Source organism: Micromonospora sp. NPDC049240 (assembly GCF_040647835.1).
Lineage (GTDB): Bacteria > Actinomycetota > Actinomycetes > Mycobacteriales > Micromonosporaceae > Micromonospora.
Map to the genome: position 1 here is coordinate 165,562 of NZ_JBEZCX010000006.1, position 25,516 is coordinate 191,077.

15 protein-coding genes are annotated in these 25,516 nt (G+C 73.6%); 3 read left to right on the forward strand and 12 right to left on the reverse strand.

Annotated elements, in window-relative coordinates; all coding sequences use genetic code 11:
- Positions 1-4: 4 nt before the first annotated feature.
- Together AB0B02_RS11270 and AB0B02_RS11275 are read right to left on the reverse strand one after the other, a co-directional pair.
- Positions 5-2,938, reverse strand: coding sequence for a beta-ketoacyl synthase N-terminal-like domain-containing protein (locus AB0B02_RS11270; RefSeq protein ID WP_357299410.1), 2,934 nt, complete (start codon positions 2,936-2,938; stop codon positions 5-7).
- Positions 2,935-6,375, reverse strand: a complete 3,441-nt coding sequence (locus tag AB0B02_RS11275; RefSeq protein ID WP_357299413.1) for an amino acid adenylation domain-containing protein — start codon at positions 6,373-6,375, stop codon at positions 2,935-2,937. Before AB0B02_RS11275 ends, AB0B02_RS11270 begins: the two co-directional genes overlap by 4 nt.
- 206 nt (positions 6,376-6,581) lie before the next feature.
- Here AB0B02_RS11275 and AB0B02_RS11280 point away from each other — a divergent pair, with 206 nt between their 5' ends.
- Together AB0B02_RS11280 and AB0B02_RS11285 are read left to right on the forward strand one after the other, a co-directional pair.
- The gene (locus AB0B02_RS11280) at positions 6,582-7,868 is read left to right on the forward strand and encodes an MFS transporter (RefSeq protein WP_357299416.1); all 1,287 of its coding nucleotides are present in this window, start codon (positions 6,582-6,584) and stop codon (positions 7,866-7,868) included.
- Positions 7,869-7,955: 87 nt separating this feature from the next.
- Complete coding sequence (locus AB0B02_RS11285; RefSeq protein WP_357299419.1) at positions 7,956-9,011, forward strand: alpha/beta fold hydrolase; 1,056 nt, start codon at positions 7,956-7,958, stop codon at positions 9,009-9,011.
- A gap of 60 nt (positions 9,012-9,071) precedes the next feature.
- On the opposite strand, the gene AB0B02_RS11290 is transcribed toward AB0B02_RS11285, so the two are convergent.
- Together AB0B02_RS11290 and AB0B02_RS11295 are read right to left on the reverse strand one after the other, a co-directional pair.
- Complete coding sequence (locus AB0B02_RS11290; RefSeq protein ID WP_281942465.1) at positions 9,072-9,611, reverse strand: copper resistance CopC family protein; 540 nt, start codon at positions 9,609-9,611, stop codon at positions 9,072-9,074.
- The gene (locus AB0B02_RS11295; protein WP_281942467.1) at positions 9,608-10,081 is read right to left on the reverse strand and encodes a hypothetical protein; all 474 of its coding nucleotides are present in this window, start codon (positions 10,079-10,081) and stop codon (positions 9,608-9,610) included. The genes AB0B02_RS11290 and AB0B02_RS11295 overlap by 4 nt, the downstream gene beginning before the upstream one ends.
- 241 nt (positions 10,082-10,322) lie before the next feature.
- On the opposite strand from AB0B02_RS11295, the gene AB0B02_RS11300 reads away from it, so the two are divergent.
- Positions 10,323-11,675 (forward strand): squalene monooxygenase, encoded by a 1,353-nt coding sequence (locus AB0B02_RS11300; RefSeq protein WP_281942469.1) that lies wholly within the window; start codon positions 10,323-10,325, stop codon positions 11,673-11,675.
- A gap of 71 nt (positions 11,676-11,746) precedes the next feature.
- Here AB0B02_RS11300 and AB0B02_RS11305 read toward each other — a convergent pair whose 3' ends face one another.
- The 8 genes from AB0B02_RS11305 to AB0B02_RS11340 all read right to left on the reverse strand — a co-directional run bounded on the left by AB0B02_RS11305 (position 11,747) and on the right by AB0B02_RS11340 (position 25,035).
- Entirely contained in the window at positions 11,747-12,595 is an 849-nt protein-coding gene (locus tag AB0B02_RS11305) for a maleylpyruvate isomerase N-terminal domain-containing protein (protein ID WP_281942471.1), read from the reverse strand.
- A gap of 220 nt (positions 12,596-12,815) precedes the next feature.
- A complete protein-coding gene (locus AB0B02_RS11310) occupies positions 12,816-13,871 on the reverse strand; it encodes an enediyne biosynthesis protein (RefSeq protein ID WP_281942472.1) in 1,056 nt (351 codons plus the stop codon).
- Positions 13,868-15,838 (reverse strand): CRTAC1 family protein, encoded by a 1,971-nt coding sequence (locus AB0B02_RS11315; protein ID WP_357299425.1) that lies wholly within the window; start codon positions 15,836-15,838, stop codon positions 13,868-13,870. Before AB0B02_RS11315 ends, AB0B02_RS11310 begins: the two co-directional genes overlap by 4 nt.
- An 87-nt stretch (positions 15,839-15,925) precedes the next feature.
- Positions 15,926-17,254: a cytochrome P450 gene (locus tag AB0B02_RS11320; RefSeq protein WP_281942709.1), complete on the reverse strand. Its 1,329-nt coding sequence runs from the start codon at positions 17,252-17,254 to the stop codon at positions 15,926-15,928.
- A gap of 29 nt (positions 17,255-17,283) precedes the next feature.
- Entirely contained in the window at positions 17,284-17,817 is a 534-nt protein-coding gene (locus AB0B02_RS11325; protein WP_281942476.1) for a flavin reductase family protein, read from the reverse strand.
- Entirely contained in the window at positions 17,814-18,254 is a 441-nt protein-coding gene (locus AB0B02_RS11330) for an acyl-CoA thioesterase (protein WP_281942478.1), read from the reverse strand. Before AB0B02_RS11330 ends, AB0B02_RS11325 begins: the two co-directional genes overlap by 4 nt.
- A gap of 2 nt (positions 18,255-18,256) precedes the next feature.
- Complete coding sequence (locus AB0B02_RS11335; protein WP_281942480.1) at positions 18,257-24,043, reverse strand: type I polyketide synthase; 5,787 nt, start codon at positions 24,041-24,043, stop codon at positions 18,257-18,259.
- Positions 24,040-25,035 carry a DUF1702 family protein gene (locus AB0B02_RS11340; protein WP_281942711.1) on the reverse strand — a complete coding sequence of 332 codons (996 nt, stop codon included), beginning with the start codon at positions 25,033-25,035 and terminating at the stop codon, positions 24,040-24,042. The genes AB0B02_RS11335 and AB0B02_RS11340 overlap by 4 nt, the downstream gene beginning before the upstream one ends.
- Positions 25,036-25,516: the final 481 nt, after the last annotated feature.

Below are 25,516 nucleotides of genomic sequence, written 5' to 3' on the forward strand. Positions count from 1 at the left end.
TGTGTCACTGGTTCGCGCCGGCCGGCAGGCGGTCGAGCGCCGCCCGGGTCAGCCCGCGCACGGTAGGGTCCTGCGCCAGGATGCGCAGCGGCACGCGCACGCCGCACCGCTGTCGCAGCCGGCTGAGCATCCGCACGGCGACCAGCGACTCCCCACCCAACGCGAAGAAGTCGGAGTCGGGTGCCACGTCGGTCGCCCCGAGCAGGTCCCGCCACGCCGCGATGATCTCCCGTTCCACGGTGACGGCGGGCGTCTCGGGTTCGTCCGGCTCGGCGGGCGGCTCCGGAGCCGCGGTGTCCGCCGCCTCCTCCCCCGCCGCCGGCTCGGTGAGGTCGACCCAGTGCCGGACGCGTTCGAAGGGGTACGTCGGCAGCGGCACCCGCCGGGCGTCCGGGTCGAGCCGGAACGCGGCCCAGTCCGGCTCGACGCCGGCGGTCCAGGCGGTCCCGAGCGCCCGCAGCAGCGCCGGCAGCGCGGCGGTGCCCGGCTCGGCCGGCATCGTGGGCGCCACCGGCACCCGCCCGCCGCCCGCCGCCCGGATCAGCGCGGTCAGCGCCCGGCCCGGCCCGACCTCGAGGACGACCGGGTGGCGCGTGGTCAGCAGCTCGGCGGCGGCCTCCCGGAACCGCACCGGCTCGCGCAGCTGCCGCACCCAGTGCTCCGCCGGACGGGTCGCGCCCTCGACCACCGACCGGCCGGTCAGCCCGCAGTGGACGGTGGTGGTGACCGGGTGGTGCGGCACCGCGCCGACGACCGCCCGGAAGTCGTCGAGGACGGGGTCGAGCAGGCCGGAGTGGAAGCCGTGCGCGGCGGGCACCGGACGCACCCGGAGGCCGGCGGTGGCGCACCTGTCGGTCAGCTCCCGCACCCCGGCCGGCGAGCCGGAGACGACGGTGACGCCGGGAGCGTTGTCGGCGGCCACCTGCACGTCCGGCGGCAGCAGCGCGGCCACCCGGTCCCGGTCGGCCAGCACGGCGGCCATCCGGCCGGGCGGGGTGCGCTCCACCAGCCGCCCGCGTTCCGCGAGCAGCGCCAGGGCGTCGGTCAGGCGCAGGCCGCCGGCCAGGCAGAACGCGGCGTACTCGCCGACGCTGTGCCCGATCATCCGCTGCGGTCGCAGGCCCCAGTCGAGGAGTTGGGCGCCGAGCGCGTACTCCACCAGGAACAGGGCGGGCTGGGCGATCGAGGGACGGGCCGCCCGGTCGGCGGCGTACGGGTCCAGGAGCGCGGCGCGGACCGGATCGGCGGTGCCCGCGGGCAGCGCGTCCAGCCCGGCGTCGAGCCGCTCGCGGACGCCGGGCAGCCGGGCGTGGAGGTCGGCGGCCATCCCGGGGAACTGGCTGCCCTGCCCCGGGAAGGCGAACGTGAGCGTCGCCCGGCGGGGCACGACGACGGGCTCCGGATCGGTGCCGAGCTGCCGCAGCAGGTCGGCGCGGTCGGTGGCGAAGATCGCCCGCCGGACCGGCCAGGCGGTACGGCCGACGCGGCTGGTGTGCGCGACGTCGGCGAGTTCCCACCCGGGTGCCGCCGTCAGGTGGTCGGCGAGCCGCCGCGCCGCCGCCCGTACCGCCTGCGGGGTGCGCCCGCTCAGCACGACGAGGTCGGCGTCCGCCGCGGACCTGGACGTGCCCGGGGTCGGGGGCGCCTCCTGGAGGACCACGTGGGCGTTGGTGCCGCCGATGCCGAACGAGCTGACGCAGCCCCGGCGCGGCCCGCCCCGCGCCGGCCAGGGCTCGGCCGTCGGGTTGACGCGCAGGCCGGCGTCGGCGAACGGGATGTCGGGGTGGGGCCGGTCGTGGTGCACGGTGGGCGGCACGACGCCGTGGCGCAGGGCCAACAGCATCTTGATCATCCCGGTGATCCCGGCGGCGGCGTCCAGGTGGCCGAGGTTCGGCTTCACCGACCCCAGCAGGCGTCCGCCCGCCGGCCCGCCCGGCCCCAACGCCGCGCCGAGGCCGGCGACCTCGATGGCGTCGCCCATCTCGGTGCCCGTGCCGTGCGCCTCCACCACGTCGATGTCCGCCGGGTCGAGGCCGGCCCGGGCCAGGGCCATGCCGATCACCTCGGCCTGACCGGCGACCGCGGGCGCGGTGTAGCCGACCTTCGCGGCCCCGTCGTTGTTGACCGCGGAGCCGAGCACCAGCCCCAGGATCGGATCGCCGTCGGCCAGCGCGTCGGCGAGGCGTCGCAGCACGACGATCCCGGCGCCGTTGCCGGCCACCGTGCCGGCGGCGTCGCGGGAGAAGGCCCGGCAGTGCCCGTCCGGCGCGCCGATGCCGTTCGGTTCGTAGCGGTAGCCGCGCTGCTGTGGGGTGCTGACCGTCGCGCCCCCGGCCAGGACCAGGTCGGTGTCCCCGCTGTGCAGGCTCTCGCAGGCCAGGTGCACCGCGACGAGCGAGGTCGAGCAGGCCGTCTGGACGCCGATCGCCGCGCCGCGCAGGCCGAGACGGTACGCGATCCGGGTCGCGGCGTGGTCCTTCTCGTTGCCGATGATCATCGGGAGCGCGCCCAGCTCGGCGAGCAGGTCCGGTCGCCCGAGCAGATGGTTCGTCAGGTAGGTGTTGACGCCGGTGCCGACGAAGACGCCGATGCGGCCCGGTTCCCGGCCGGGCGGGTGGCCCGCGTACTCCAGCGCCTCCCACGCGCACTCCAGCAGCAGCCGGTGCTGGGGATCGGTGATCATCGCCTCCCGGGGTGGGAGGCCGAAGAAGGCGGCGTCGAAGTCCTCGATGCCGTCGAGCACGCCACGCACCGGCACGTAGTCCTCGTCGTCGCGCTCCGGTTCGGGGACGCCGGCGGCGGCGAGCTGCTCCGGCGTGAACCGGGTGAGCAGCTCCCGGCCCTCGACCAACGCGTCCCACAGTTCGTCGAGCGACGCGACGCCGGGAAAGCGGCCGGCGACGCCCACCACGGCGACCGGTCCGCGTCCGGCGCTCACCGCGTCGCCGCCGTGGTCGCCGGGCCCGCGCCGCGCAGCCAGCCGGCGAGCGAGTCCACGGTGGGGTGGCGGTAGAGGTCCAGCAGGACGATCGACCGGTCGGGCAGTTTGTCCCGCAGCAGCCGGTGCACCCTGGCCAACTGCAACGAGTCGCCGCCCACCTCGAAGAACGGCTCGTCGAAGTCGAAGTCGTCGTCGCCGAGCACGGTGGCCCAGACCTCGGCGATCAGCGATTCGAGGTCCTCCGCCGGCGCGCCGGGCGGTGTCGGGGCGCGGTGCGGCGCCGGGGCCACCTGCTCCTCGACCCGGCGCAGGATCGCCCGGGCGTCGACCTTGCCGTTGCTGGTGAGGGGAAGCGCGTCGAGCAGCACCCAGCGTTTCGGCACCGCGTACGCCGGCAGGCTCCGCGACACCGACGCGCGCACCTCCTCGACGAGACCGGCCTCCGGCGGGGCGACCAGCGCCGCTACCAGGAAGCGGCCGTTCTCCGCGTCGCCGGCGACCACGACCGCCGCGTCGGACACCCGTGGGTGCGTCGACAGCCGGTGGGTCACCTCGTCCTGCTCGACCCGGTGGCCGTCCAGTTTGACCTGCTGGTCCCGGCGGCCCAGGAAGCGCAGCCGGCCCTGCTCGTCCCAGCGTACGAGGTCGCCGGTCCGGTAGCAGCGGGTGCCGTCGCCGAGCCGCCGGAACGCCTCCGTGGTCCGCCGCGGATCGTCCAGGTAGTCCAGGGCCAGCCCGGCGCCGACGGCGCACAGCTCGCCCACCGCGCCGGGTGGCAGCAGCTCGCCGTCGTCGTCGAGGACCAGGACACCGGTGCCGCACACGGGCCGCCCGATCGGGACGTCGTCCGGCAGCTCGCACGGGTCGTCGACGTGGTGCACGGTGGTGAAGACGGTGTTCTCGGTGGGGCCGTAGCCGTTGGTGACCCGTAGCCCCGGACAGGCCCGCAGCACGGCCGCGACCTGCCCGGCCGGCACCACGTCGCCGCCGGCGAGCAGTTGCCGGAGCCCGCCGAAGGCCGCCGGGTCGTAGTCGGCGAGCACCCGGAACAGGCCGGCGGTCAGCCAGGCGACGGTGACCTCACGCTCGGCGAGGAAACGGGCCAGCTCACCGGGGTGCGGCACCGGGCCCGGGAAGATCTCGACCCGGCCGCCGGTGAGCAGCGGGACGAACAACTCCATCGTGGACGCGTCGAAGGCCAGCGGCGCGAGCCGCAGGAAGCCGTCCCCGGGCTCGGACCGGAACAGGTCGGGGTCGTGCACGAGGCGCAGCACCGCGGCGTGGGTGATCCGGGCGGCCTTGGGCTCGCCCGTCGACCCGGAGGTGAACGCCAGGTAGGCGACCCGCTGCGGATCGGTCGGCGCGGCCACGGGAGGGACGGCGGCGCCGGCGGGCCGGGACGGCCCGCTGAGGGCCGGGCCGACCCCGGCGAGCCGGGCGATCCGCGGATCACCCACGACGGCGGCGGGGCGGCACCGGGCCAGCTGCGCCGCCACCCGCTCGTCCGGGGCGTCGGCGTCGAGACCGGTGTACGCCGCCCCCAGCCGCAGCGTCGCCAGCACGGCCACCACCTCGGCGGTGGCGGGCGGGGTCGCCACCACCACCGTCGACCCGGCCGTCACCCCGGCCTCCGCGAGGTCGGCGGAGAACCGCTCGGCCAGGTCGAACAGCTCGGCGTACGTGGTGCTGCCCTCGGGGCCGCGCACGGCGATCGCCCCGGGTCGCCGGCGGACCTGCTCCGCGAACGCCTGCCACAGCCCGGTCACCGGGCCGGCGTCCGGGCCGCGGCCCCACTCGTCGAGCCGGGCGCGCTGCCGCTCGGACATCCCCCGGACCGTCCGTAGTGGCAGGTCGCGGGCCTGCGCCAGCGCCACCAGTGTCGCCTCGAACGCCTCGGCCAGCTCCGCCGCGCCGGCCGGGGAGAGCGCCGCCAGCCGGTGCTCCAGCGCGAACCGGGGGCGCTCCCCCCAGGCCTGGAGGTAGAGCATCGCGTCGAAGACCGAACCCCCGTCGTGACCCTCGTGGACGGTCGCCGTCCCGGCGGGACCCGGCAGCGCGGCGGGGATCAGCTCGTCGTGGGCGGCGAACCCGATCTGGACCAGCGGGTTGCGGTCGATCGCGCCGGCCGCGCCCAGCTCGGACACGAGCGCTTCGAACGGCAGCTCGGCGGCGGCGACCGCGTCGGCGAGGGCGTCGGCCACGGCGGGGCCCAGCGCGCTCGCGGGCGCGTCGTCGTCCCACCGGCAGCGCACCGGCACGACGCGGGTCGCGAGGCCGACCACCTCACCCAGCTCGGCGGTCGGGCGGCCGGCGGCCGGCACCCCGACGAGCAGGTCGTCGACCCCGCACCGGCGGCCCGTGACCAGCGCCCACGCGGCCAGCAGCACCGCGGGCCGGGTCACGCCGGCGTCGCGCGCCAGGTCGTCGCACGCGGCGGTGGCCCCGGCCCCGAGCGTGAAGGTCAGCCGCGAGCCCGGGCGGCCCGGCCGACCGGTGGCGCCGGGCCGACCGGGCAGCTCCACCACCCGCGGCGCCCCGGCCAACTGACCGGCACGGTGCCGGCGCAGCTCGTCGGCGGGGCGGGCGTGTTCGAGCAGGACGTCAGGGGGGACGCCCGGCTCGGCCGATGGCACGGTGCCGCCGAGGTAGGCCCCGGCCAGTTCCCGCAGGAGCAGCCCGACCGCCCAACCGTCGAGCAGGGCGTGGTGGGCCAGCAGCGAGACGACGTGGCTCCCGCCCCCGGGCAACTCGGTCAGCAGCCACTCGGCGGGCGGCCGGCGGAACGGGTCCAGCCCGGACGCCAGCTCGGCGAGGTGGGCGTGGGCGGACGCGACCGGGTCGCCGTCCGGGGTGTAGTGCCCCTGTTCCCGCAGCACCGGGCGCCACCGGCGCAGGACGCGACGCCCGGGTTGGTCGGCGTCGGCGTCGGCGTCGGCGTCGAACACGGTGCGCAGCGTCTCGTGGCGGGCGGTCAACGCGTCCAGGCAGTCCCGCAGGTGGCGGGCGCGGGCGGGACCCGGGCAGCGGAGGCTGAACAGCAGACGGTAACCGACACCCGGCCACTGCTGCTCGTGCACCAGCATCGCGTGCTGCGCGGGCAGCAGGGGACGCCGGTCCGCCGCCGGGCGCTCCCGCCGCCCACCGCGCTCCAGCGGCCCGCTGCGGCCGAGCGCGGAGACGAGCGGCCCGGGACGCAACAGGTCGGCGAGGTCGATCCGCAGGCCGAGCTCGCGCTCGGCCCGGGCAACCAGCCGCATCGCCCGCAGCGACGTGCCGCCCAAGGCGGCGAAGGATTCCCTCGAATCAGCGGGAAACCGATTCTCGGAAATGCTGAGGACATCGCGTGACAACTCAAGGAGGGCAGGGGAAAATGCATTTTCCAAGACGTCAGAACCCCCGTTTTGACGACGCCTGCGCGAGTGCGGGCCTCCCATGGAGAGGCCCGCACCGGAACGTAGCACGCGACCGCAGCGCCGAGCAATCCACGCGGGTCAGTGTCCGCGGCGCGGGTGCGGAGTGCTGTTAGAATCGCTCGCGTCAATGCGCGTGTCCAGGTGTCCCGTCCCCGGGCACAGAAAGATCAACGAGCCGGGATTCGCCATCTCGCACGCGGAACACGCAGCTCAAACGGGGGAACGGCATGGCGTCACCGCAGTCCACTCTGTCCAGCGCCGACGGCGGCGGGGCGCCGCGGGGGCGTCTGGGAGCCGCGCTCGGCGCCCTCCTCCCGGTGAGCGGCCCCGCCCGCTGGCTCGCGGCCGCCCAGTTGGCCGGCAGTGTCGGCGCCGGGCTCTACCTGGCCGGAGCCCCGGTCTACTTCCTCCGCGCCGGTGACCTGACCGTCGGCCAGGTGGGAGCCGGGCTCTCCGCCGCCGCCCTCGCCGGCATCGCGGCGAGCGTCCCGGCCGGCCGGATGGCGGACCGTTACGGCGCCCGCCGGATGTCCGTCGTGTTCGTGCTGCTCCAGGCACTGTTCGTGCTCCTGCTGCTGGCGGCCGACCGGTTCTGGCTCTTCGTGCCGCTGGTCGCGCTGGTCGCCGTCGCCGAGCAGTCCTGGGACGTCAGCCGCGACGGCATGATCGCCGCTGCGGTCACCGGAAGCGACCGGGTGCGCGTCTCGGCGTACCTGCGGAGCGTGTTCAACGCCGGCTTCGCGCTCGGCACGCTGGCCGCCGGCCTGGTGCTCGCCGTCGACTCGCCGGCGGCGTACCTCGGCATGCTGGCGGCCGTGGCCGCGTGCTGGGTCGCGGTCGCCGGGCTCTACCTGCTGCTGCCGGCCTGGCCGCGGCCCGCTCCGACGGACAGCGCCCGGGAGCGCGTCCGACCCCTCGCCGACCTGCCCTACCTGCTGGTGGCGCAGGTGAGCTGCCTCACCCGGATCGGTGAGACGATCCTACTGGTCGGGCTGCCCCTCTGGATCGTCTCCGCCACCGACGCGCCCCGCCCGCTCGCGGCGTGGCTGACCGGCATCAACACCGTGCTGGTCGTGCTGCTCCAGGTCCGGGTGTCGCGGGCCGGCGACACCATTCCGTCCGCCGCCCGCCTCCAGCGGTTCGCGTTCCTGCTGCTCGCCGCCGCCTGCCCGGTGGCCGCGCTGACCGGCCGGCTGCCGGCGGCGCCCGCGATCGCGGTGCTGGTGCTGGTCGCGGTCCTGCTGACCTTCGCCGAACTCGGCGGCGAGACGGCGCGGTGGACCATGCAGTTCGGTCTCGCCCCCGAGCGCGCGCAGGCCCGCTACGCCGGGGTGTTCCGGCTCGGCCAGGCGGTCCCGGCGGTGGCGGGCCCGGCCCTGGTGACCGGCCTGACCGGCGGTCTGGGCGCCGCCGGCTGGCTGGTCCTCGCCCTGATCCCGCTGGCCGGCGCCGCGCTCAGCGGCCCGGTCGTGGCCTGGGCCCGCCGCACCCGCCCGGAGCCGGCCCCCTCCTGACCCGTCGGGCCACGTCGCGCGGCCCGACCCCAGCAACGCCGCGGACCGCCCGTCCGCGCCAGTCGACCGCCAACGGGGGACACCGGAATGACACAGACGACCACGGCCGTCCGCGACGGCCGACCACGAGACGCCATCGAACTGGTGCTGCTGCGCATCTGGCGCGACCACCTGCGCAACCCCGCCCTCGGCGTCGACGACGACTACTTCTCCCACGGCGGCACGTCCCTGCAGGCGGTGCGCACCCTGTCGGAGATCCGACGACGCACCGGAGTGTCCCTGCCGCTGCCCGTCATCGCGCGGGCCAGCAGCGTCACCGCGATGGCCCGGCTGCTGCGCGACGGGTTCACGGACACGCCCACCCCGGTCGTGCCGATCCGGCCCGGGGACCCCGGCGGTCCGGTGGTCGCCTGTGTGCACCCGCTCGGCGGCAGCGTGCTGTGGTACAGGCACCTCGCCGACGCGCTGCCACCGGGCCACACCTGCCTCGGATTGCAGGCGCGGGCCCTCGACCCGCGGATGCAGCCGGATCACACCATCGGCGAGATGGCCGCCGCCTACCGCGCGGAACTGGCCCGCACCTACCGCCCGGAGCAACTCGTCCTGGTCGGCTACTCGTTCGGCGGGCTGGTCGCGTACGAGATGGCGAGCCGGATGGCGGACGACGGCGAGCGACCCGCCGCGGTGGTGCTGCTGGACACCGCCGTGACCCGCCGCGCGCAACCACCGGCCTCCCGCGCCCGGCTGCTCTGGTCCCTGGTCAACCACAATCTCGGCCTCGACCTGCCGGCGGACGAGCTGGCCGGGCTCTCCCCCGAGGCGATGTGCACGCGCATCCTCGACGAGGGGACCGCCCGGGGTGTCCTGCCGCCCGGCTTCGGCGCCGAACGGCTGCGCCGCCTCGTGGAGATCTATCCCATCAACGCCGAGGCGGAACGCGTCTACCGGCTGCCGTCCTACCCCGGGTCACTGGAGCTGGTCCGCCCGCAGGAGCCACGCGTGGACGAGGAGAGCCTGGAGATCTGGTCGGAACGGTGCCGGGGCGGCGTCCGCGTGCACCGGGTGCCCGGTTCGCACCTGGATCTGCTCGCCCCGGCCCACGCCCCGGCGGTCGCCGAGGTGATCGCCGGGCTGGAAACCTGACCGGCCGCCGTCCCGGGGCCGCCCGACCCGGGGACCGGGTGGCGCCGCCGGGTGGCCGGGTCAGCGCACCCGTGGCCGAAGCAGCAGGACCGACACCAGGCCGGCCACCAGCACCAGATCGATGAGGACGAGCACCAGGGTGCTCGTGTCCCGCTCCAGGTGGTGTTCGTGGGCCGGGGCGGCGACCTCGACCGGCCCCGTGGGGGTCCCCGCCCCCTGGCCGACCGTGAAGGTGGCGATCCCGGCGACGGGCGTGCCGTCGTCGAGTTCGACGTGGTAGCCGACCTGGTAGGGGCCGGCGCGGCTGGCCGAGACCGGGACGCTGATCCGGTTGTCGTTCAGGACCGGATCGCCGGTGGAGACCTTGTCCCCGCTGGGGCCGATCACCGTGAGGTGCATGACGCGCGGGTTCGGGGCGACGTCGAACCGCAACGCCACCTGGGTGGGCGAGACGGCGACCGACGCGCCGTCGGCGGGCTCGACGGCCTCCAGCCGGGCCGGCGCCGCCCGGCCGAAGACGAGGTACACCACCAGCAGCGCCAGCCCGACGCCGGCAGCGCCGAGGAGCAGCCGGCGACGGGTCGGTGACACGGCGGTCATGCCGGCAGTGGACGGCAGCTACAGATCATGTCTCGCGACTCGGCCCGCGACGGCCGCAGGTGGTAGTACATGGCGACGACCATCGGCAGGAACACCACCGTGTTGTAGAACAGGTGCAGTTCGACGCGGGGCAGCACCAGTTGCAGGATGCTGGTCGGCACCGCACGACCGGCCAGGAAGTGCCCGCTCTGCGCCTGGACCAGCAGCAGGAAGTGCTCGATGTGGTGCCAGAACTGGATGGCGAGCGCGACCGTCCACCAGGTCCGGCTGCGGCCGACGAACCCGGGGCGCAGCAGGAACAGGAAGACAAGCATCACGATCGCGTACCCGTAGTGCAGCCATTCGGACTTGATGAGCCACGGGAACGGCATCCCGAGCACGCCGCGTGCCTGCGCGGGCGTCCAGCCCAGCACCCAGATCTGGTAGGCCTGGGTGAGGTGCTCGGCCCAGTGCGCGAGAACGATGACCATGAACACGGAGAGAGCGGCTCGGTGGTGGCGGCCGTTGAGCCCCCAGGGACGGCCGGTTCTGGTGTCCGGCGAAGACTCCACGAGGTTGGACACTACGACTCCCGATGTCAACGAACACGAATCGCTCCATTGTGTAACGCCGCAGCGACGGATAGCTATCTCCAAACGTGCTGCCTTGCGCCGTCGAGGTGCGCACGCCGAGAGGCGGAGGGGCCCGTCCGGTCCACCTAGCATTCCGGTCATGGTCTCCGCAGGCGACGCCGTGGTGCTCGGCGGCAGCATGGCCGGCCTGATCGCCGCCCGGGTGCTGAGCGAGGCGTACGACACCGTCACCGTCGTCGACCGCGACCCGCTGCCCGAGGAGGCGGCGGCCCGGCGCGGGGTGCCGCAGTCCCGCCAACTGCACGTGCTGCTGGCGCGCGGCCGGCGAGCCCTCGACGAGCTCTTCGAGGGGCTCAGCGACGAGCTGTCCGCCGCCGGCGCGCCCCTTGTCGACCTGCACGACCAGGTGCACTGGTGCAACGACGGCCACCCGATGCGGCGCGCCGCCTCGGACCTGGTCGGCGTGGGCGTCAGCCGCCCGTTGCTGGAGAGCACGGTGCGCGCCCGGGTACGGAACCTGGGCAACGTCCGGTTCTGCCCGCCCGCCGAGGCGACCGCGCTGCTGAGCACCGAGGACCGCAGCCGGATCATCGGGGTGCTCGTGACGCCGCGCGTCGGGGCCGCGTACCCGATCCACGCCGACCTGGTGGTCGACGCCTGCGGTCGGGCCTCCCGCAGCCCGGTGTGGCTGGCCGAACTCGGCTACCCGACCCCGCCGGAGCAGCGGGTCCCGGTGGACGTCACCTACGTCACCCGCGTCTACCAGCGCGAACCCCGGCACCTCGACGGACTGCTCGGCGCGCTGACCAACGCCGTGCCGGGTCGCCCCCGCACCGGCATCGTCGCCGCGCAGGAGGACGGCCGGTTCGCGGTGGCGCTCAGCGGGATGCTCGGTGAGCAGCCGCCGTCGGACCACGAGGGGTTCACCCGGTTCGCCGAGTCACTGGGCATGCCGGTGATCAGCCGCTTCGTGCGCGACGCCGTCCCGGTGGGCGGCCCCGCCCAGATGCGCTATCCGGCGAGCGTGCGCCGACGCTACGAGCGGCTGCGCCGCTTCCCGCTCGGCTACCTGGTGGTGGGCGACGCCGTGTGCAGCTTCAATCCGGTGTACGGCCAGGGCATGACCGTCGCCGCCACCGAGGGCCTGCTGCTCCGCTCGCTCCTGTCCGGCGGCCCGGACCGGCTGGCCCGGCGCTTCTTCCGCGGCGCGGGCAAGCTGATCGACGGCCCGTGGTCCATCGCGGTCGGCACGGACCTGCGGTTCCCGCAGGTGCCGGGCCCGCGCTCGGCGCGGGTCCGGCTGGTCAACTGGTACGTCCACCGGCTGCACGCGGCGGCCCGGACCGACGCGGTGCTGGGCGAGGCGTTCCTGCGCGTGCTCAACCTCGTGGACCCGCCGACCCGACTGCTCCGCCCCGCGATCGCGCGCCGGGTCCTGCGTGGTGGCGGCGCCGACCCGGTGCCGTCGGCGAGTGTCGCGGGCGGCCGGTGACCGTCGCGGGGTCGCCGGGCTCCGCACGGCGTCGACGCCCCACGCCGCCGGGTCACCGGCGGCCCGCACCGTCAGCTCGGGCAGCGGACCTTGCGCATGAACGCGAGCATCAGCCACGGCCTGGGGCCGCCGACGCGGACGCCGCGGGAGAGCATCGCCCGCACGGGTGAGACCCGGCCGAAGAGCATCAGGTTGAGGACCACCGGGTCGTAGCTGACCCGGACGTCCGGCCGGGTGCCCGGATCGGCGACGCTCACCACGTTCCGGTCGAGCAGCAGGGTCACCGGGCGCGCGTGCCGCGACTCGAAGGCGACCGCCACGCGCACGTCGGGCAGCGGCTTCGGGGTGTCGAGCAGGTGACCGTACCCGTCGCGGACCAGCCCGACGAAGAAGACCTCGAAGAACGCCGCCGCCTCGCCGGGCGGGATCTCGTGCGGGAGACCGGCGGCCCGGGCGATGTCCCAGCCGTGGATGTTGAACTCGTTGACGATGTGGGCGAACAGCCCCGCCATGGTGAGCGTCGAACTGCCCAGCCAGGGCAGCGGCGCCGACGGGTCGACGTCGCTCGTGGCGTCGAGCATCGCCGCGCAGTTCGCGCGGATGCGGGCCGCCAGCGCCCCCGGGTCACGCTCCTCGCACAGGCGCATCACCTCGACGTTGAGGAGGCTGAGATCGTCGACGTTGGTGCGCTGCCACTGCTCGTACAGGCCGGGGTGCGGAAACGCGGGTTCGGGGTAGGCCCGGGTGATGACGGCGTCGAGGTCGGTCACCGTGACCAGGTGAACCGCGGTGTCGACGACCGACCACTCCCGGGTCGCCCGCACGTCCGGCGGGGCCTTCTCGACCAGGGCGGCGAACCGCTCGCCGGCGGCGGTGACGTCGTCGCGGATCGACTCCCACTGCTGGGTGGACACTTCCATGCCGGTGCCTCCGTCCGGTTGCCGAGCAACGTGGGAAGCCCGCGGTGACCGAACATCACGGGTACCCAGTGTGCACAGTAGACGACGGAGGGAACATCCGGGGGAAGCTGTCCGCAATGCGCTGGCGAGCACGTGTCGGTGAAGCGACCGGACCGCCCTCCCCACTGCGGTGCCCCGCAGGGTGGAGGACGGTCCGGTCGGTGTCGTGCCGGGTGGCGGGTCAGCGCGCGATCGGTAGCTCGACCGCCGCGGGCGGCGGCACCGGCTGCACCGGGGTGCGCTCGCCACGCCGCTCCATCAGCCACTTGCCCCACCAGAACAGGCCCCGGGCCAGGCAGACGATGGTGACCGCGAAGAACAGCGTGTAGACCACGTTGAAGACCATCAGGACGCCGTACACCATGGCCACCGAGGAGCCGAACATGAACTGGTTCCGCGCCTTCGACGGCGTGGTGCCCGGGTCGGTGATCATGTAGTTGGTGAACAGCACGAACGCCACCCCGGTCATGATGCTCAGCGCCGACCAGAGCTGCACGTCCCAGACGTAGTGCCGGATCAGCGCCTGGATGACGAAGCCGCCGACCCAGCCCACGATCAGCGCGACCTTCTTGGTGAGCATCGCGTTGAGGATGGTGCCGGCGGTGAGGACCACCATCGGGATGAACATCCGGAAGACGTCGGGCACGTTCTCCGTGAAGTGGTACGGCGGTGCCACGTTGACCCACGAGAACGTGATCAGCGCGATCGTGATGCCGAAGTTCGACGGGTTCATGAAGTGCCGCATGCGCCCGTTGATCGGCGCCTGCAGCACCGCCTTCTGGCCGATGGCCACCACCGCCGCGAAGGCGATCGGCCAGAACATGTCGTTGGCGTAGAGCAGCATGTTCACCGCGAGCGCGGTGATGTGGGTGGGCAGCAGGAACGTGTAGACACCCCACGCGCCGTTGCCGCTGTAGGCCGGCCGGCGGCCCAGGGACCGGGCCGCGACCGCCTCGATCACCAGCTCCACGGTGTACCCGAGCGCCAGGATGAACAGCGGCCAGGTCCAGGGCTGCTCGAACCCGAGGATCGTGTAACCGAGGATGTTGAGGATGGACATGGAGATGGCGAAGTTCCGCAGGGCGAGGTAGCGCGGATCACGCTTGTCCACCCGGGGTACGGGCGGTCGGGTGTCGACGCCCCGGTGGGCCCCGCCCGGGCCGGCGCCGTTGCGGGCCGCGTCGGCGGCCTCGACCGTGGTGGTCGCGCCTTCCGGGGCGCGTTTGACGTCCGTCATGGCTTGGTCAGCTCCTGGGCTCGGTCGGTGAGCATGAGGTCGTGCCACCCGGCGGAGAGGGACAGCGTCTGCTGGTGCCGGGCGCCGGAGAGATCGCGCCAGCTCAGCTCGACGGTGACGGGTGCGGCGCCCTGGGCGCCCAGCCCGAAGAACACGTCGAAGCTGCGCTTGCCCGAGTGCCCGCCGCCGCCGTCGAGCTGGGCGAGCTGGGTGCGGCCGTCGGCCGTGGTCACCCGCGCCTGCGCGCCGTACGCCGGGGTGCCGGCGTCGCCGGACTGGCCGGCGCCGAGCGCGGGCCGGTGCAGCCGCAGCCCGAGGAAGTTGCCGATCTCCGTCTTGGTGTTCTTGTAGAAGGCCGGTGGCCCCCACTGCCGCGCCACCGCGAAGTCCTGGCGGCCGTCGCCGTCGGTGTCGCCCACGGCGACCCCGCGCGTCGGGGTCCGGTCGGCGAGCCCGAGCTGCGGGCTCAGGTCGACGTACCGGCCGTTGCCCTCCGGCGCCCAGAACGCCAGCGCGTTGGAGCCGGCGATGTCGTCGCCGGGCTGGGCGTTGGGCCACATGTCGGGCTCGCGCAGCATCAGGTCGTTGCTGGCGGCCAGCTCCTGGAGCCAGTTGAACCGGTTGATCGTGCCCTTGACGAAGCCGCAGGACTGCACCACGACGAGCCGGCCGCTGTTGTCGAAGTCGGCCATCTTCGCGTCCCAGCCCCAGCCGACCCAGGCGAGGTTCTTCGCCGCGGCCTCGTTCTCGAAGGGCGCGATGCCCTTGCTCATCCGCTCCCGCGCCTCCTGCGGGGTCTTCGCGGTGTTCAGCCAGACGAAGTTGCTCTCCTCCAGCCCCCACGACTCGGTGATGTTGCTGACGAAGGCGTCGAACCGGCCGGTGCCGGACAGGTCGGCGAAGTCGACCGACATCCCCTTGAACGAGTCGTGCCCCATCACCAGCGACTTCGGGTCCAGCGGGCCGCGGCGGCCCTCGGCCAGCTTGAACCTGATCCGGCCGGGCGTCGACACGTTGTGGAAGAACCGGTCGTTGCCGAAGTCGTTGGCGAGGTACAGCTCGGGCAGCAGGTCACCGTCGAGGTCGGCGGAGGCCGAGGCGAGCGTCCACCCGGTGGCGTACCGGGGGTCGATCGCGCTCTGCACCTCGTAGGTGGCGGTCGGCTCGGCGCCGCTGGTGGCCCCGGTCCAGCGCAGGATGTGCGCCCCGCCCGCGTTCTGCGCGCGGGACATGGAGTGGTTCATCTGCACGTTGGGCAGGCCCTGCGGGTCGAGCACCTGCGAGTCCGGGAAGTAGTTGAAGATGCCGATGTCGGGTCGGCCGTCGCCGTCGAAGTCGGCGACCGCGGTCGCGTTGGTGTTCCAGAGCGGCCCGCGGTAGAGGCCGTCGGTGGTCTTCTGCTGCGGGATCAGCTCGACCGGGTGGTACGACGCCAGGCTCAGGCCCCGCGCGTCGCTCTTCTGCAGGAACAGCACGGGCGTCCGACCCCAGTAGTTGACCAGCAGGTCGGTGCGGCCGTCGACGTTGAAGTCGCCCGGCACGCATCCCATCGGCGCGATCGCCGGACCCATCGGCAGCGGCGCCGGCTCGACCACGAACGGCGCGTACGTGGCGCCGCCGCCGGGCGCGGGAGTGACGACGACGCTGTCGCTGCGCGGGTCGACGAGGCACAGGTCGTTGGCGCCGCCCTTCCCGTCGAGGTCGTTGAGCGCCACACCGGCGCCGACCGACGAGATCCAGGAACGGATGTGCTTGTACTTCGGGTTCACGGTACGGACCGTGCGCTGCGGCAGGCCCGGCGGGAACGCGATGGGCAGTTCGGTGAACGCGAACCGCGATGCCATCGCCTCCCGGTCCGCCGCGGACGCGGACGGCAGTCGCGAGATCGTGAACAGCCCCGCGACGAGCACCAGAACGAAGATTGCGGGAATGAGCCGGCGCAGCGGACCCACTGGTTTCGGTGGCAACGCTCCCCCTCGGGGTGACGCCCGTCGAGGACGGGCTCCTTGTGTGGTGCGGTCACAGGTGACGGCGGTCCGTCACCCGGTTGTCCGTCAGTCGGCCGAGCTGATGGTCATCGGCATGCCACCGCGCATGCGCAGCGACAACATCGGCTCCGGGACGACCTGGTGGGTGGCGACCTTGGTGAGCCGCAGCTCCCGGACCAGCATCGAGAGCACGAAGGCGGCTTCCATCAGGCCGAGATGGTTGCCGACGCAGAACCGCGGTCCCGCGCCGAACGGGATGTAGGCGTACCGCGGGCGGTCGGTGGACCGGACCGGGTCGAAGCGTTCCGGGTCGAACTCCTCCGGGCGGTCCCAGAAGGCCCGGTGCCGGTGCAGCGTGTAGGGACAGATCAGCACGTCGACGCCGGCCGGCACGTGATACCCGCCGACCACGTCGTCGGCGAGCGTCTTGCGCGGCAGGATCCACACCGGCGGGTACAGCCGCACGACCTCGTCGATGACCATCGCGGTGTACCGCAGCCGGCCCAGGTCGTCGAAGGTCGGCAGCCGGTCCCCGAGTACGGTGGTGGCCTCCTCCCGCAGCCGCTCGCGTACCTCGGGATGCTTGTCGACCAGGTAGAGCGCCCAGCTCAGCGTGCTGGCGGTGGTCTCGTGCCCGGCCAGCAGCAGGGTCACGAGTTCGTCCCGCAGCCGCTGCCGGCCGACCCGCGGGTCGGACTCGGCCCGGGCGGACACGATGAGCCGCGACAGCACGTCGTCGCGGTCGCCGGAGTGCTCCCCGCGCTCGTCGACGAGCTGGTCGACGATCGTCTGCAGCCGACGACGGGCGCGCCGGAACCGCAGCTGACGCGGCAGCGGCACCCAGGGCGGCACGGCGCTCAACGTCGCCAGCTCGAACATGGCCTGGTCCTGCACCGCCGTGAAGTCACGGCCGATCGACGGGAACCGGCCGAGGTCGGTGTCGAGCAGGGTGCGCCCGAGCACCCCGAGCGTGAGGCCGGTCATCTCGTGGAACACGTCCACCGGGCCCTGGCGGCCGAGCGTCCGGAGCCGGTCGACGAGGGCGGCCGCCTCCTCGGCGACGATGCCGGCCTGCGCGGCGATGCGTCGGCTCTGGAACGCCGGCTGCACCACCTTGCGTTGTTTGCGCCACAGCTCACCCTCGCTGGTGAGCAGTCCGTCGCCGAGCGCCCGGCGGGCGTGCACCAGACCGATGCCCTTGTGGTAGTTGGCGGCGTTGTCCGCGAGCACGTGCTTGGCGTGACCGGGGTGGTTGAAGAAGTAGAGCGTCTTCGGCCCGACCGGCAGCCGGGCGGCGTCGCCCCAGCGGGCCGCCGCGGTGGTCATCATGCCGAGCCGGTCCCGGTTCATCATGATCAACATGTTGACCGCGGCGGCGCGCGACGGCCCGTTCATCGACGGCGACGCCGGGCGGACGACCGCGGTCACGACGTCACCACCGCGGAGGGCGCCATCTCGAGCCGGCGGAACCGGCCACCGAGGAAGATCAGGGCGTCGCCGTCGCCGTACCGGCGCATGCCCCGCGGACGACCCAGGAAGATCGTGTGGTCTCCCCCGTCGTACGACCGCCAGAGCTCGCACTCGAAGTGGGCGACGGCCCCGGCGAGCAACGGCGCGTCCGTCCGCCCGCCCGGCCGCCAGTCGGCGAACTCGAACTGTTCCAGGCCCAGTGGCCGGCGCCGGTCCGCGTAGTAGCGCGCCACCGCCTCCTGGTCGGGGGCCAGCACGGAGATGCCGAAGGTGCCGGCGCGGCTGAGCGCCTGGTGCATGAGGGCGTCCCGGTCGATGCAGACCAGCACCAGCGGTGGATCGAGCGACACGGCGCTGAACGAGTTCGCGGTCATGGCGTGCGGCTCGTCGCCACCGACACTGACCACCGTGACGCCGGTGGCGAAGGTTCCGTAGACGCGACGCATGTGCGTCGAGTCGGTCACCTCTTCGGTGTCGAAGGTCGTCATCGCCGGGCTCCGACGGCGAGGTACGGCTCAAGGGCGTCCTCGAGCGCCTCCGGAACCCGGGTGGGCACGGTCCGGTTGTTCGGGCCGCGCATGCAGGCGACGCGCTGGATCCCCCGGGCGGCGAGGACCTCGCCGGCCGGGCCGAGGCGCACGTAGTCGAAGCCGAACTCGAGTTGCGTCTGCGCCCGCTCGATCAGCCGCATCCGGACGGCGATCTCGTCGAACGCGGTGAGTTCGGAGAAGAACTCGCACTCGACCTTGAGCGTGAAGAGCTTGAGGTCGGCCTGCAGGTCGGCGAGGACGGCCGGCGCCCGGTCCTTGAGGAACATCTCCCGGCACCGGCCCTGCCACCGCAGGTAGTTGACGTAGTAGACGTTGCCGACGATGTTCGTCTCCTCGAACCCGACGGTGTGCCGCAGCTCGTAGTAGCTCTCCATGGTCATCCCTTCGCACCAGCCAGAACAGTGATCACCACTTGCCCCTCGCCGCCGCGCAGACTGGTGACGAAGGAGGCGGCCCGGGCGCCGCCGGCGCCGAAGAGCACCCAGCCGGGACGTTCCTCGTCGGCCACGACGAGCGGCCCGTGCATCGGCAGTCCGGCCTTCTGCATCGCCTCCACCACGGTCCAGACGCGGGTCGCGGCGGTGTCCGGGGTCTCACCGGGGTTTCCGGCCAGCAGTTCCGCCACCCCGGCGTGCGGGCCGAGCAACCCCTGCCACTCCTCGGGGCCGCGCGGCGCCACGCTCTCGACGTCGCAGCCGAGCACGCCCTCCGCGGCGACGGCCAGCGTGATCCCGGCGCCGTGTGCGATCGAGATGGTGCGCTCCCCCGGGACCTCGGGTCGCCCGTCGGGCCGGTACGTGATCTCGACCGGCCGTCCGAGCGCGTGCCCGGCGGCCACCGCGCTGGTCCGGCGACGCGCGGCGGTCCGCTCGGCCGGGTCCGCCGGCGCGGGCGGGTCGGGCTCGATCGCGACCGCCACGTCGGGCATCCCCAGGTCGCCGAGCCCACGCTCCAGGAAGGAGCCGAGCAGCGGGGGCACCCAGGGGCCGGATCCGTCCTGTTTCCGGACCGCGCGCAGCCGCAGCCCCTCCCACCGCTCGACGGTGGTCCCGGCCTCGTCGCGCAGGGCGATGTCGTAGATGTACGTGTCGCCGTCGCGCTCCCGCTCGGTGGCGCAGTAGCGCAGCTCGCGGGCGGCGAAGAGCTTCGCGCCGCCGGGGTGGATCCGTTCCACGCCGGCGGGCAGCAGCGTCGCGTCCGGCACACACACCTGGTTGCCGTGCATGAGCGCGTCGCGGACGCCCGGGTCACCCAGCAGCAACGTCGGGGAGACGTACGGGGCGAACCAGGTGGTCGACTCGTCGGCCGCCACGATCGCGTCCACGTGGCGGGCGGCGGCCCGGTGGTACTGCCGGAGTCGCTGGAACCTCGCGCCCTGGAAGAGGATCTCGCCGTACAGGTCGTCGGACGGCGTGATCGAGGCCGGCGCCAACCCGTCCGACACCTGCTCCGGCGGGCCGTCCGGGGCGGCCTCGCCGCTCAGGCGCAGCCGCGCGGTGAAGTGGTCGGCGGCGAAGCCGGTCTCCTCGCTGCGGATCGCGACCTCGACGGTGTCGTCGTCCGTCACCAGCGCGGCCACCTGGATCTTCGTGTGCCCGTGCGGCGAGACGATGATGGGTCGCAGGAACTCCGCCCGTTCGATGACCGGGACCGCGTCGACGCCCGAGACGGCCGTGGCCACCTGCGCCATGGCCTCCATCCCGAACACGGCCGGGAACAGCAGGTTGCCGTCGAGATCGTGGTCCGCGAGGTAGCGGTCGGCGCCCACGTTCAGCTCCGTCTCCACCACCAGTTCGACCTGGTGGTAGCGGATCAGCACGCGGTCGACGAACCGCAGCAGCGGCAGCGACGGCAGGTCGTAGCGAACCGTGTGGACGCTCTCGGTGCGCCCGCTGATCACCACCACGCCCGGCGTCGCCGGGTCGGTGACCAGCCGCCGCAGGATCGCGATGCCCTGGTCGGGAGTGATGGGCATGACGCCCTCGCGGCTGAGCGACTCGACGACCGACAGTCGCTCGCCCATGCCGACGCCCGACCAGACCGACCACTCCAGACACATCGTTCGGCAGTCGGGGTACGCCCGGGCGAACGCCGTGGTCTCCTCGGCCAGCCAGTCGTTGGCGGTGGCGTAGTGCGCCTCGCCGCGCAGCCCCGCCCGGCCGATGATGCTGCCGAGCGTCACGAGCAACCGGAGCCGGGCCGGGTCGACCGCGTCGAGCACCGCCCGCAGACCGTCGACCTTCGGCGCCAGGGCGGCGCGGAACGCGGCCGGGTCGAGGCTCGGCAGTGCGGCCGGCTCGTTGCGGCCCGCGCCGTGCAGGACCGCGGTGACCGGCCCGAGTTCGGCGGACAGGTCCCGCACCGCCTGGCCGACGGCGGCGGCGTCGGTGACGTCGGCGCGGGCGTACCGCACGGTGACGCCGGCCTCCGCGATCCGGGCCAGGTTGGCCGCCAGCTCGCTGTCCTCGGCGGGGTCGGAGCGGCCCAGCAGCGCCAGCCGGGCGCCGCTGTCGCTGGCCAGGGCCAGGGCGCACTCGGCGGTGATGCCCTTGCCCCCACCGGTGACCAGCAGCACGTCGTCCGCGCCGAGCGGGGCCACCGGGGTGCCCGGCCGCACCGGCATCGCGCGCAGGGTCGGGACCCGCCGGACGCCGTCGTCGTGGTGCACCTCGGTGAAGGAGGTGGTGGCGGCGACCTCCTTCACCACCAGCTCGACCGCGGCCTCGGTGGCGGTGGGCAGGTGCACGACGGTGACCAGCACGGTCGGCGCCTCGAGGTGCAACGTCCGGGCGATCGCCGCCGCGCCACGCCCGTGTCCGACCAGGACGAAGCGGGTGCTGCCGGCGGTGAGCGCCTGCTGGGCGCCCCGCAGCGCGGACTCCAGTTGCTCCTCCGTGCAGTCCGGCGGCAGACAGACGAGGACTCCGCTGCCGAGCCCGGACTGTTCGAGCGTGCTCGCGAGCTCCGCGGCGAACGGGTGGTCCGCGTCGGCGTGCAGGTGCCACGGGCCGTTCTTCGCGGTGGCGTCGGCGGGCACCGCCGGCAGCGGCACCTCGTCGAGGTCGACCCGCCAGGGCCGGGCCCAGGCGGCCACCCCGGACACCACCGGGGTGGCGGCGGCATCGCTGTCCCGGGCCGTCTTCGCGAGATTCTCCATCGTCTCGGCCAGCTCGCGGATGGTGGCGGTGGCGAAGTTGATCGGCATCTGGGCCGGCGGCACGTCCAGGCGCTGGGCGAGCTGGTTCACCACCTGGCCGACCGTGATGGAGCTGAGGTGCAGGTCGTCGAGGAGCCGGCTGTCCGGCCCGACGAGTTCGAGCGGCAGCTCGGCGCGGTCCGCGGTGAGCCGCCGCAGCAGGTCCTGGGTGGATTCCCCGTCCGGCCCGGCGGAGTCGGCGACGACGGACGGCGCCGCCACGGCGGGACCACGCTCGATCGCCGGGTCGAGTTCCGGCGCCCGCTCGCACGGGCTGGTCAGGAACGAGAACGTGGCGCCCACTTCCAGCGGTCGGACGAGCCGGCCGTCGAACAGCGCCGCCGGGGCGGGCGCGGCGCCGGTGACGTACGCGGCGCCGGCGACCCGGAGCAGACTCGCGAGCGATTCGCTGTCGGTGTCCAACGCGACCACCGGAACATCCGTGACCGTGCCGGCCAGCCCGGTGAGCACCTGCCCCGGCCCGACCTCGACGAACAGGTCGGTGTTCTTGGCGGCCAGCGCGACGGCCTGGTTGAACAGGACCGGGTCGGTGATCTGGCGGCGGAGCAGGGCCCGCACGTCGGTCCGGGCGGGGAGCACGTCACCGGTGACGGTGGAGACGACCCGGGCCCCCACCCGGTGGAACGTCTCGTCCGCGAGGGTGTCGGCGAAGGCGTCGGCGGCCGGAGCCACCAACGGGGAGTGGAACGCGTGCGAGACGCGCAGCCGCGTCGCGCTCAGACCGGCCGCCTGGGCGTTGCGGCAGACCGCCTCGACCGCGTCGACCGATCCGGAGACGACGGTGTGCTCAGGCCCGTTGTAGGCGGACACGACGACCGGCAGGTCCCCGATGATCGTGTCGAGCATCTCGGGAGGCGCCCCGATGTCCGCCATCGTGCCGGCCTGGCTGTGCCCGGCCATGGTCCGGCCCCGCAGGCCGGCCACCCGCAGCAGGGTCTCCTCGTTCATCGCGCCGGCCCACTGCAGGGCCACGATCTCACCGAGGCTGTGCCCGATCGCGGTCGACGCCTCGATGCCGAGCAGCGCCAGGGCGTGCTGCCCGGCGACGGACCCGGTGACGATGCGGGGCTGGGCAACCTCGGTCGCGACGACGTCGCTACCGGTCGGCAGCGCGGCGCGCAGGTAGACGTCCTCGACCTCGGCGAACCGCCGCCGCAGCGCGCCGCCGCTGACGCCGCGTCCGGAACCCTGCCCCGGGAAGAGGAAGCTGATCCGGGCCGGGCCGCTGACGTGTCCGAGCAGGAACCGGCCGTCCGGACGGATCAACTTCGCCTCGCCGGACTCGACGGCCTCGCGGGCCGCGGTCAGCAGCCGCTCGGCCTCCTCCGGCGACGAGGCGACGATCGCCGCGCGGAACGGCCGGCCGCGCAGGTCGCGGTGCAGCGTCGCGGCGAGGTCACCGAGCTGCGCGTACGAGATCGCCGGCACGAAGGCGCTCAGCTCGGCGAGCCGCTCGGCGAGTTCCTCCGCCGAGGCGGCGTCGACCAGCAGCAGCTCGGCGTCCTGGACCGAGGTGGCGAGGGCCCGTATCCGGCGGTCCGGCACCGACCGGCGCGGCCCGTGCCGTTCGAGCACGACGTGCGTGTTGATGCCCCCGAAACCCATCGCGGTGATCCCGGCCCGCACCTCCACCTCGGCCGGCCACGGCTCGGCCTTGCGCAGCGTGCGCAGCCGGGCCTCGTCGGCGGTGAGGATCTCGTGCGGGTCGACGGAGCCGACGCTCGGGGGAAGCACCTCGTGGTGCACGGCCATCGCGGCGCGGATGAACCCGGCCACCCCGGCGGCCGCCTTGGTGTGCCCGATCATGCCCTTGACCGAGCCGATCACGGCCGGCGGCGCCTCAGGGTTCGCCGCCTCCCGGGCGCTGGACAGCGCCGTCAGCTCGGTGGCGTCCCCGACCTTGGTGCCGGTGCCGTGTCCCTCGAAGAGCCCGACGGTGTCGACGCCGAAGCCGGCCCGGGCGTACGCGCGGCGCAGCGCGAGCCGGTAGCCGTCGACCTCGGGCCTGGTGATGCCGCCGTGGCCGTCGGAGGAGATGCCCCACCCGGCGACCGAGGCGTAGATCCGGTGACCGGCCTCGACGGCCCGGTCGGTACGCATCAGCACCACCATGCCGCAGCCCTCACCGGGCCAGAACCCGTTGGAGGTCCGGTCGTAGACCCGCATCTCACCGGTGGCCAGCGCGCCGGTCTTGGCGAAGCCGATGACCTCGAACGGGTCGATGGACAGGTCGACACCGCCGGCGATCGCGACGTCCAGGTCCCCGTCGAGCAACGCCCGGCACGCGGTCACCACGGACAGCAGCGACGAGGAGCAGGCGCCGTCGACGGTGTAGCCGCCGCCCTTGAGGTCGAAGTAGTTGCAGATGCGGCCGGCGATGGTGTTCGACAGCGCGCCCGCGAGGGTGTCCTCGTCCAGCGGCGGGAACGGGCTCTTGTACGCCGCCTCGTAGCTGGCGAGGAAGGTGGAGATCCGCTCGTCGTCCCAGCCCTCCGCCCGCAGCGCCGCCGCCACGGTCCGCCGCACGTACGGCCAGCGCAGGCGCATCTGGTTGGCGCGGGAGAACTCACCGGTCAGGGTGTTGCCGACGACCACGCCGGTCCGCTCCTGCGGCAGGCCCTCACCCATCGGGAACCCGGCGTCGGCGAGCGCCGTCGCGGCGGTGTCCAGGGCCAGCCAGTGCGCCAGATCCGTGGACCGGTAGGTGCTGCCGGCGACCTTGTAGGCGACCCGGTCGAACTCGTAGCCCTCCAGGACGGCGGCGTTGCGCGCGTAGAAGCGGTCCGGGGCGGCCGGATCGGCGTCCCAGTAGTCGTCATGGTTCATGCGGACGTCGGGGAGCCGCCGGAACGCCCGGCGACCCGCGACGGCGTTCTCCCACAGCTCCTGCGGCGAACGGGCGTCGGGGTAGTGGCACGCCATCCCGACCACGGCAATACTGGTCATTGCTCACTCGGCTTTCGTGTCGCTACCAACGGAATGAAGGCGCTCTTGATGCGCTGGCGCCAGACTTCGTAGGCGGGCAGGACGTCGTCGGTGGGTAGCCCGACCCGCGCCTCATCGGTCACTCGTGTGGCCTCGTCCACCGACATTCCGCAGAGGACGCTCGTGGCCAGTTCGTTGTGCGGCATCACCAGGCCGGCGCGGACGCGGGCCGCGGCGCCGAACGCGGCGCCCTGCGCGAGCTCCAGCCGGTACGCCCCCGCGGTCCGGGCGAGCCAGGTCAGTTCCTGCTCACTCCCGCCACCGGCGTAGCAGACGGCGAGCCCGGCGCCGGCGTACAGGTCGGAGCGGCGGTGCGCGGGGAACGCGTCGAGGAGGCGGACGAGTTGCTGGGCGTCCGTTCCGGCCACGAACCAGCAGGCCCGCCCGATGCCCTGGTCGATCGCCCGCAGCGAGTAGTCCCGGGAGTAGTCCCGTGGACCGTCGGTGGGCCACGGAAACGCCGACGGAGCGTCCCGCCGGCGAACGTAGCGGTCGGTCCTAAAGTAAGCCTGGTGGAACCCGTACCCGTCGAGGACGAGCCAGCGCAGCAGGGGATCCGGGGCGTGCAGGCGCGACCACAAGGGACGCGGCAGGCGGGCCATCGCCCAGCCCACCCCGACGTACGCCATGTAGACGTGCTCGTCGTGGTCGGCGAGGAAGCGGGCGACGTGCCGCGACCGCCCGGGCAGGGCGTCGCGGATCGCGAACGCCATCGCCGCGCCCTCGTAGGCGAAGCCCCGGAACGCGGCCGGCGACGACTCGACCACCGGCGCCGCCTCCGGCGGGCCGTCCGCCTCCGCGGCGGCGGCGAAGCCGTGCAGGAACGAGCTGCCGACCGTCTCGAGGCGGTCGCGGGCCTGCTCGTCCTTGAGGTGGAATCCTCGCGTACTGAGTTTTGTCTGCCCCACATCGGGGGTCAGAATGCGGCGTCGAAGCTTGTTCCAAGCAGTCATCATCTTCTCCGGTCTGCCCACTTGAGCCTCATTGTTACGCATCCGTGGGCAGAAAATTCTCCTGCCTTGCGGTCGTTCGCATTCGCCACGGTGATCGCGCCGGTAAACCGCAATAAAATCGACTCCACGTGCCACGGAAACGGGAACTGGAGAGTACGCATTACGGTTTCCCGCAGATCAGCGCAATGCAGGAGACGGATGCGGAGGCTCCGCCGATACCACGATGGCCGTCGTCGGCCCCCGCCCGGAAGCGGCATCCGGAACTTGACGAGGGAGCGTGCCGGGGATTCCGACGGAGCGGCAGCACACCGGGTACGCACGAATGGTTCTGCGGGCACCCACCATCGCGGCCAATCAAGGAATGGACTTTCCGCAAATCTACGCAGCGGCCAGTGGACCGTCATCTTCAAACTTGCCTATCCGGCAACCCCCCGCAATTACGGGATGACCAGCGGAGACACCCGTCGGCAGCCGGCGGCGG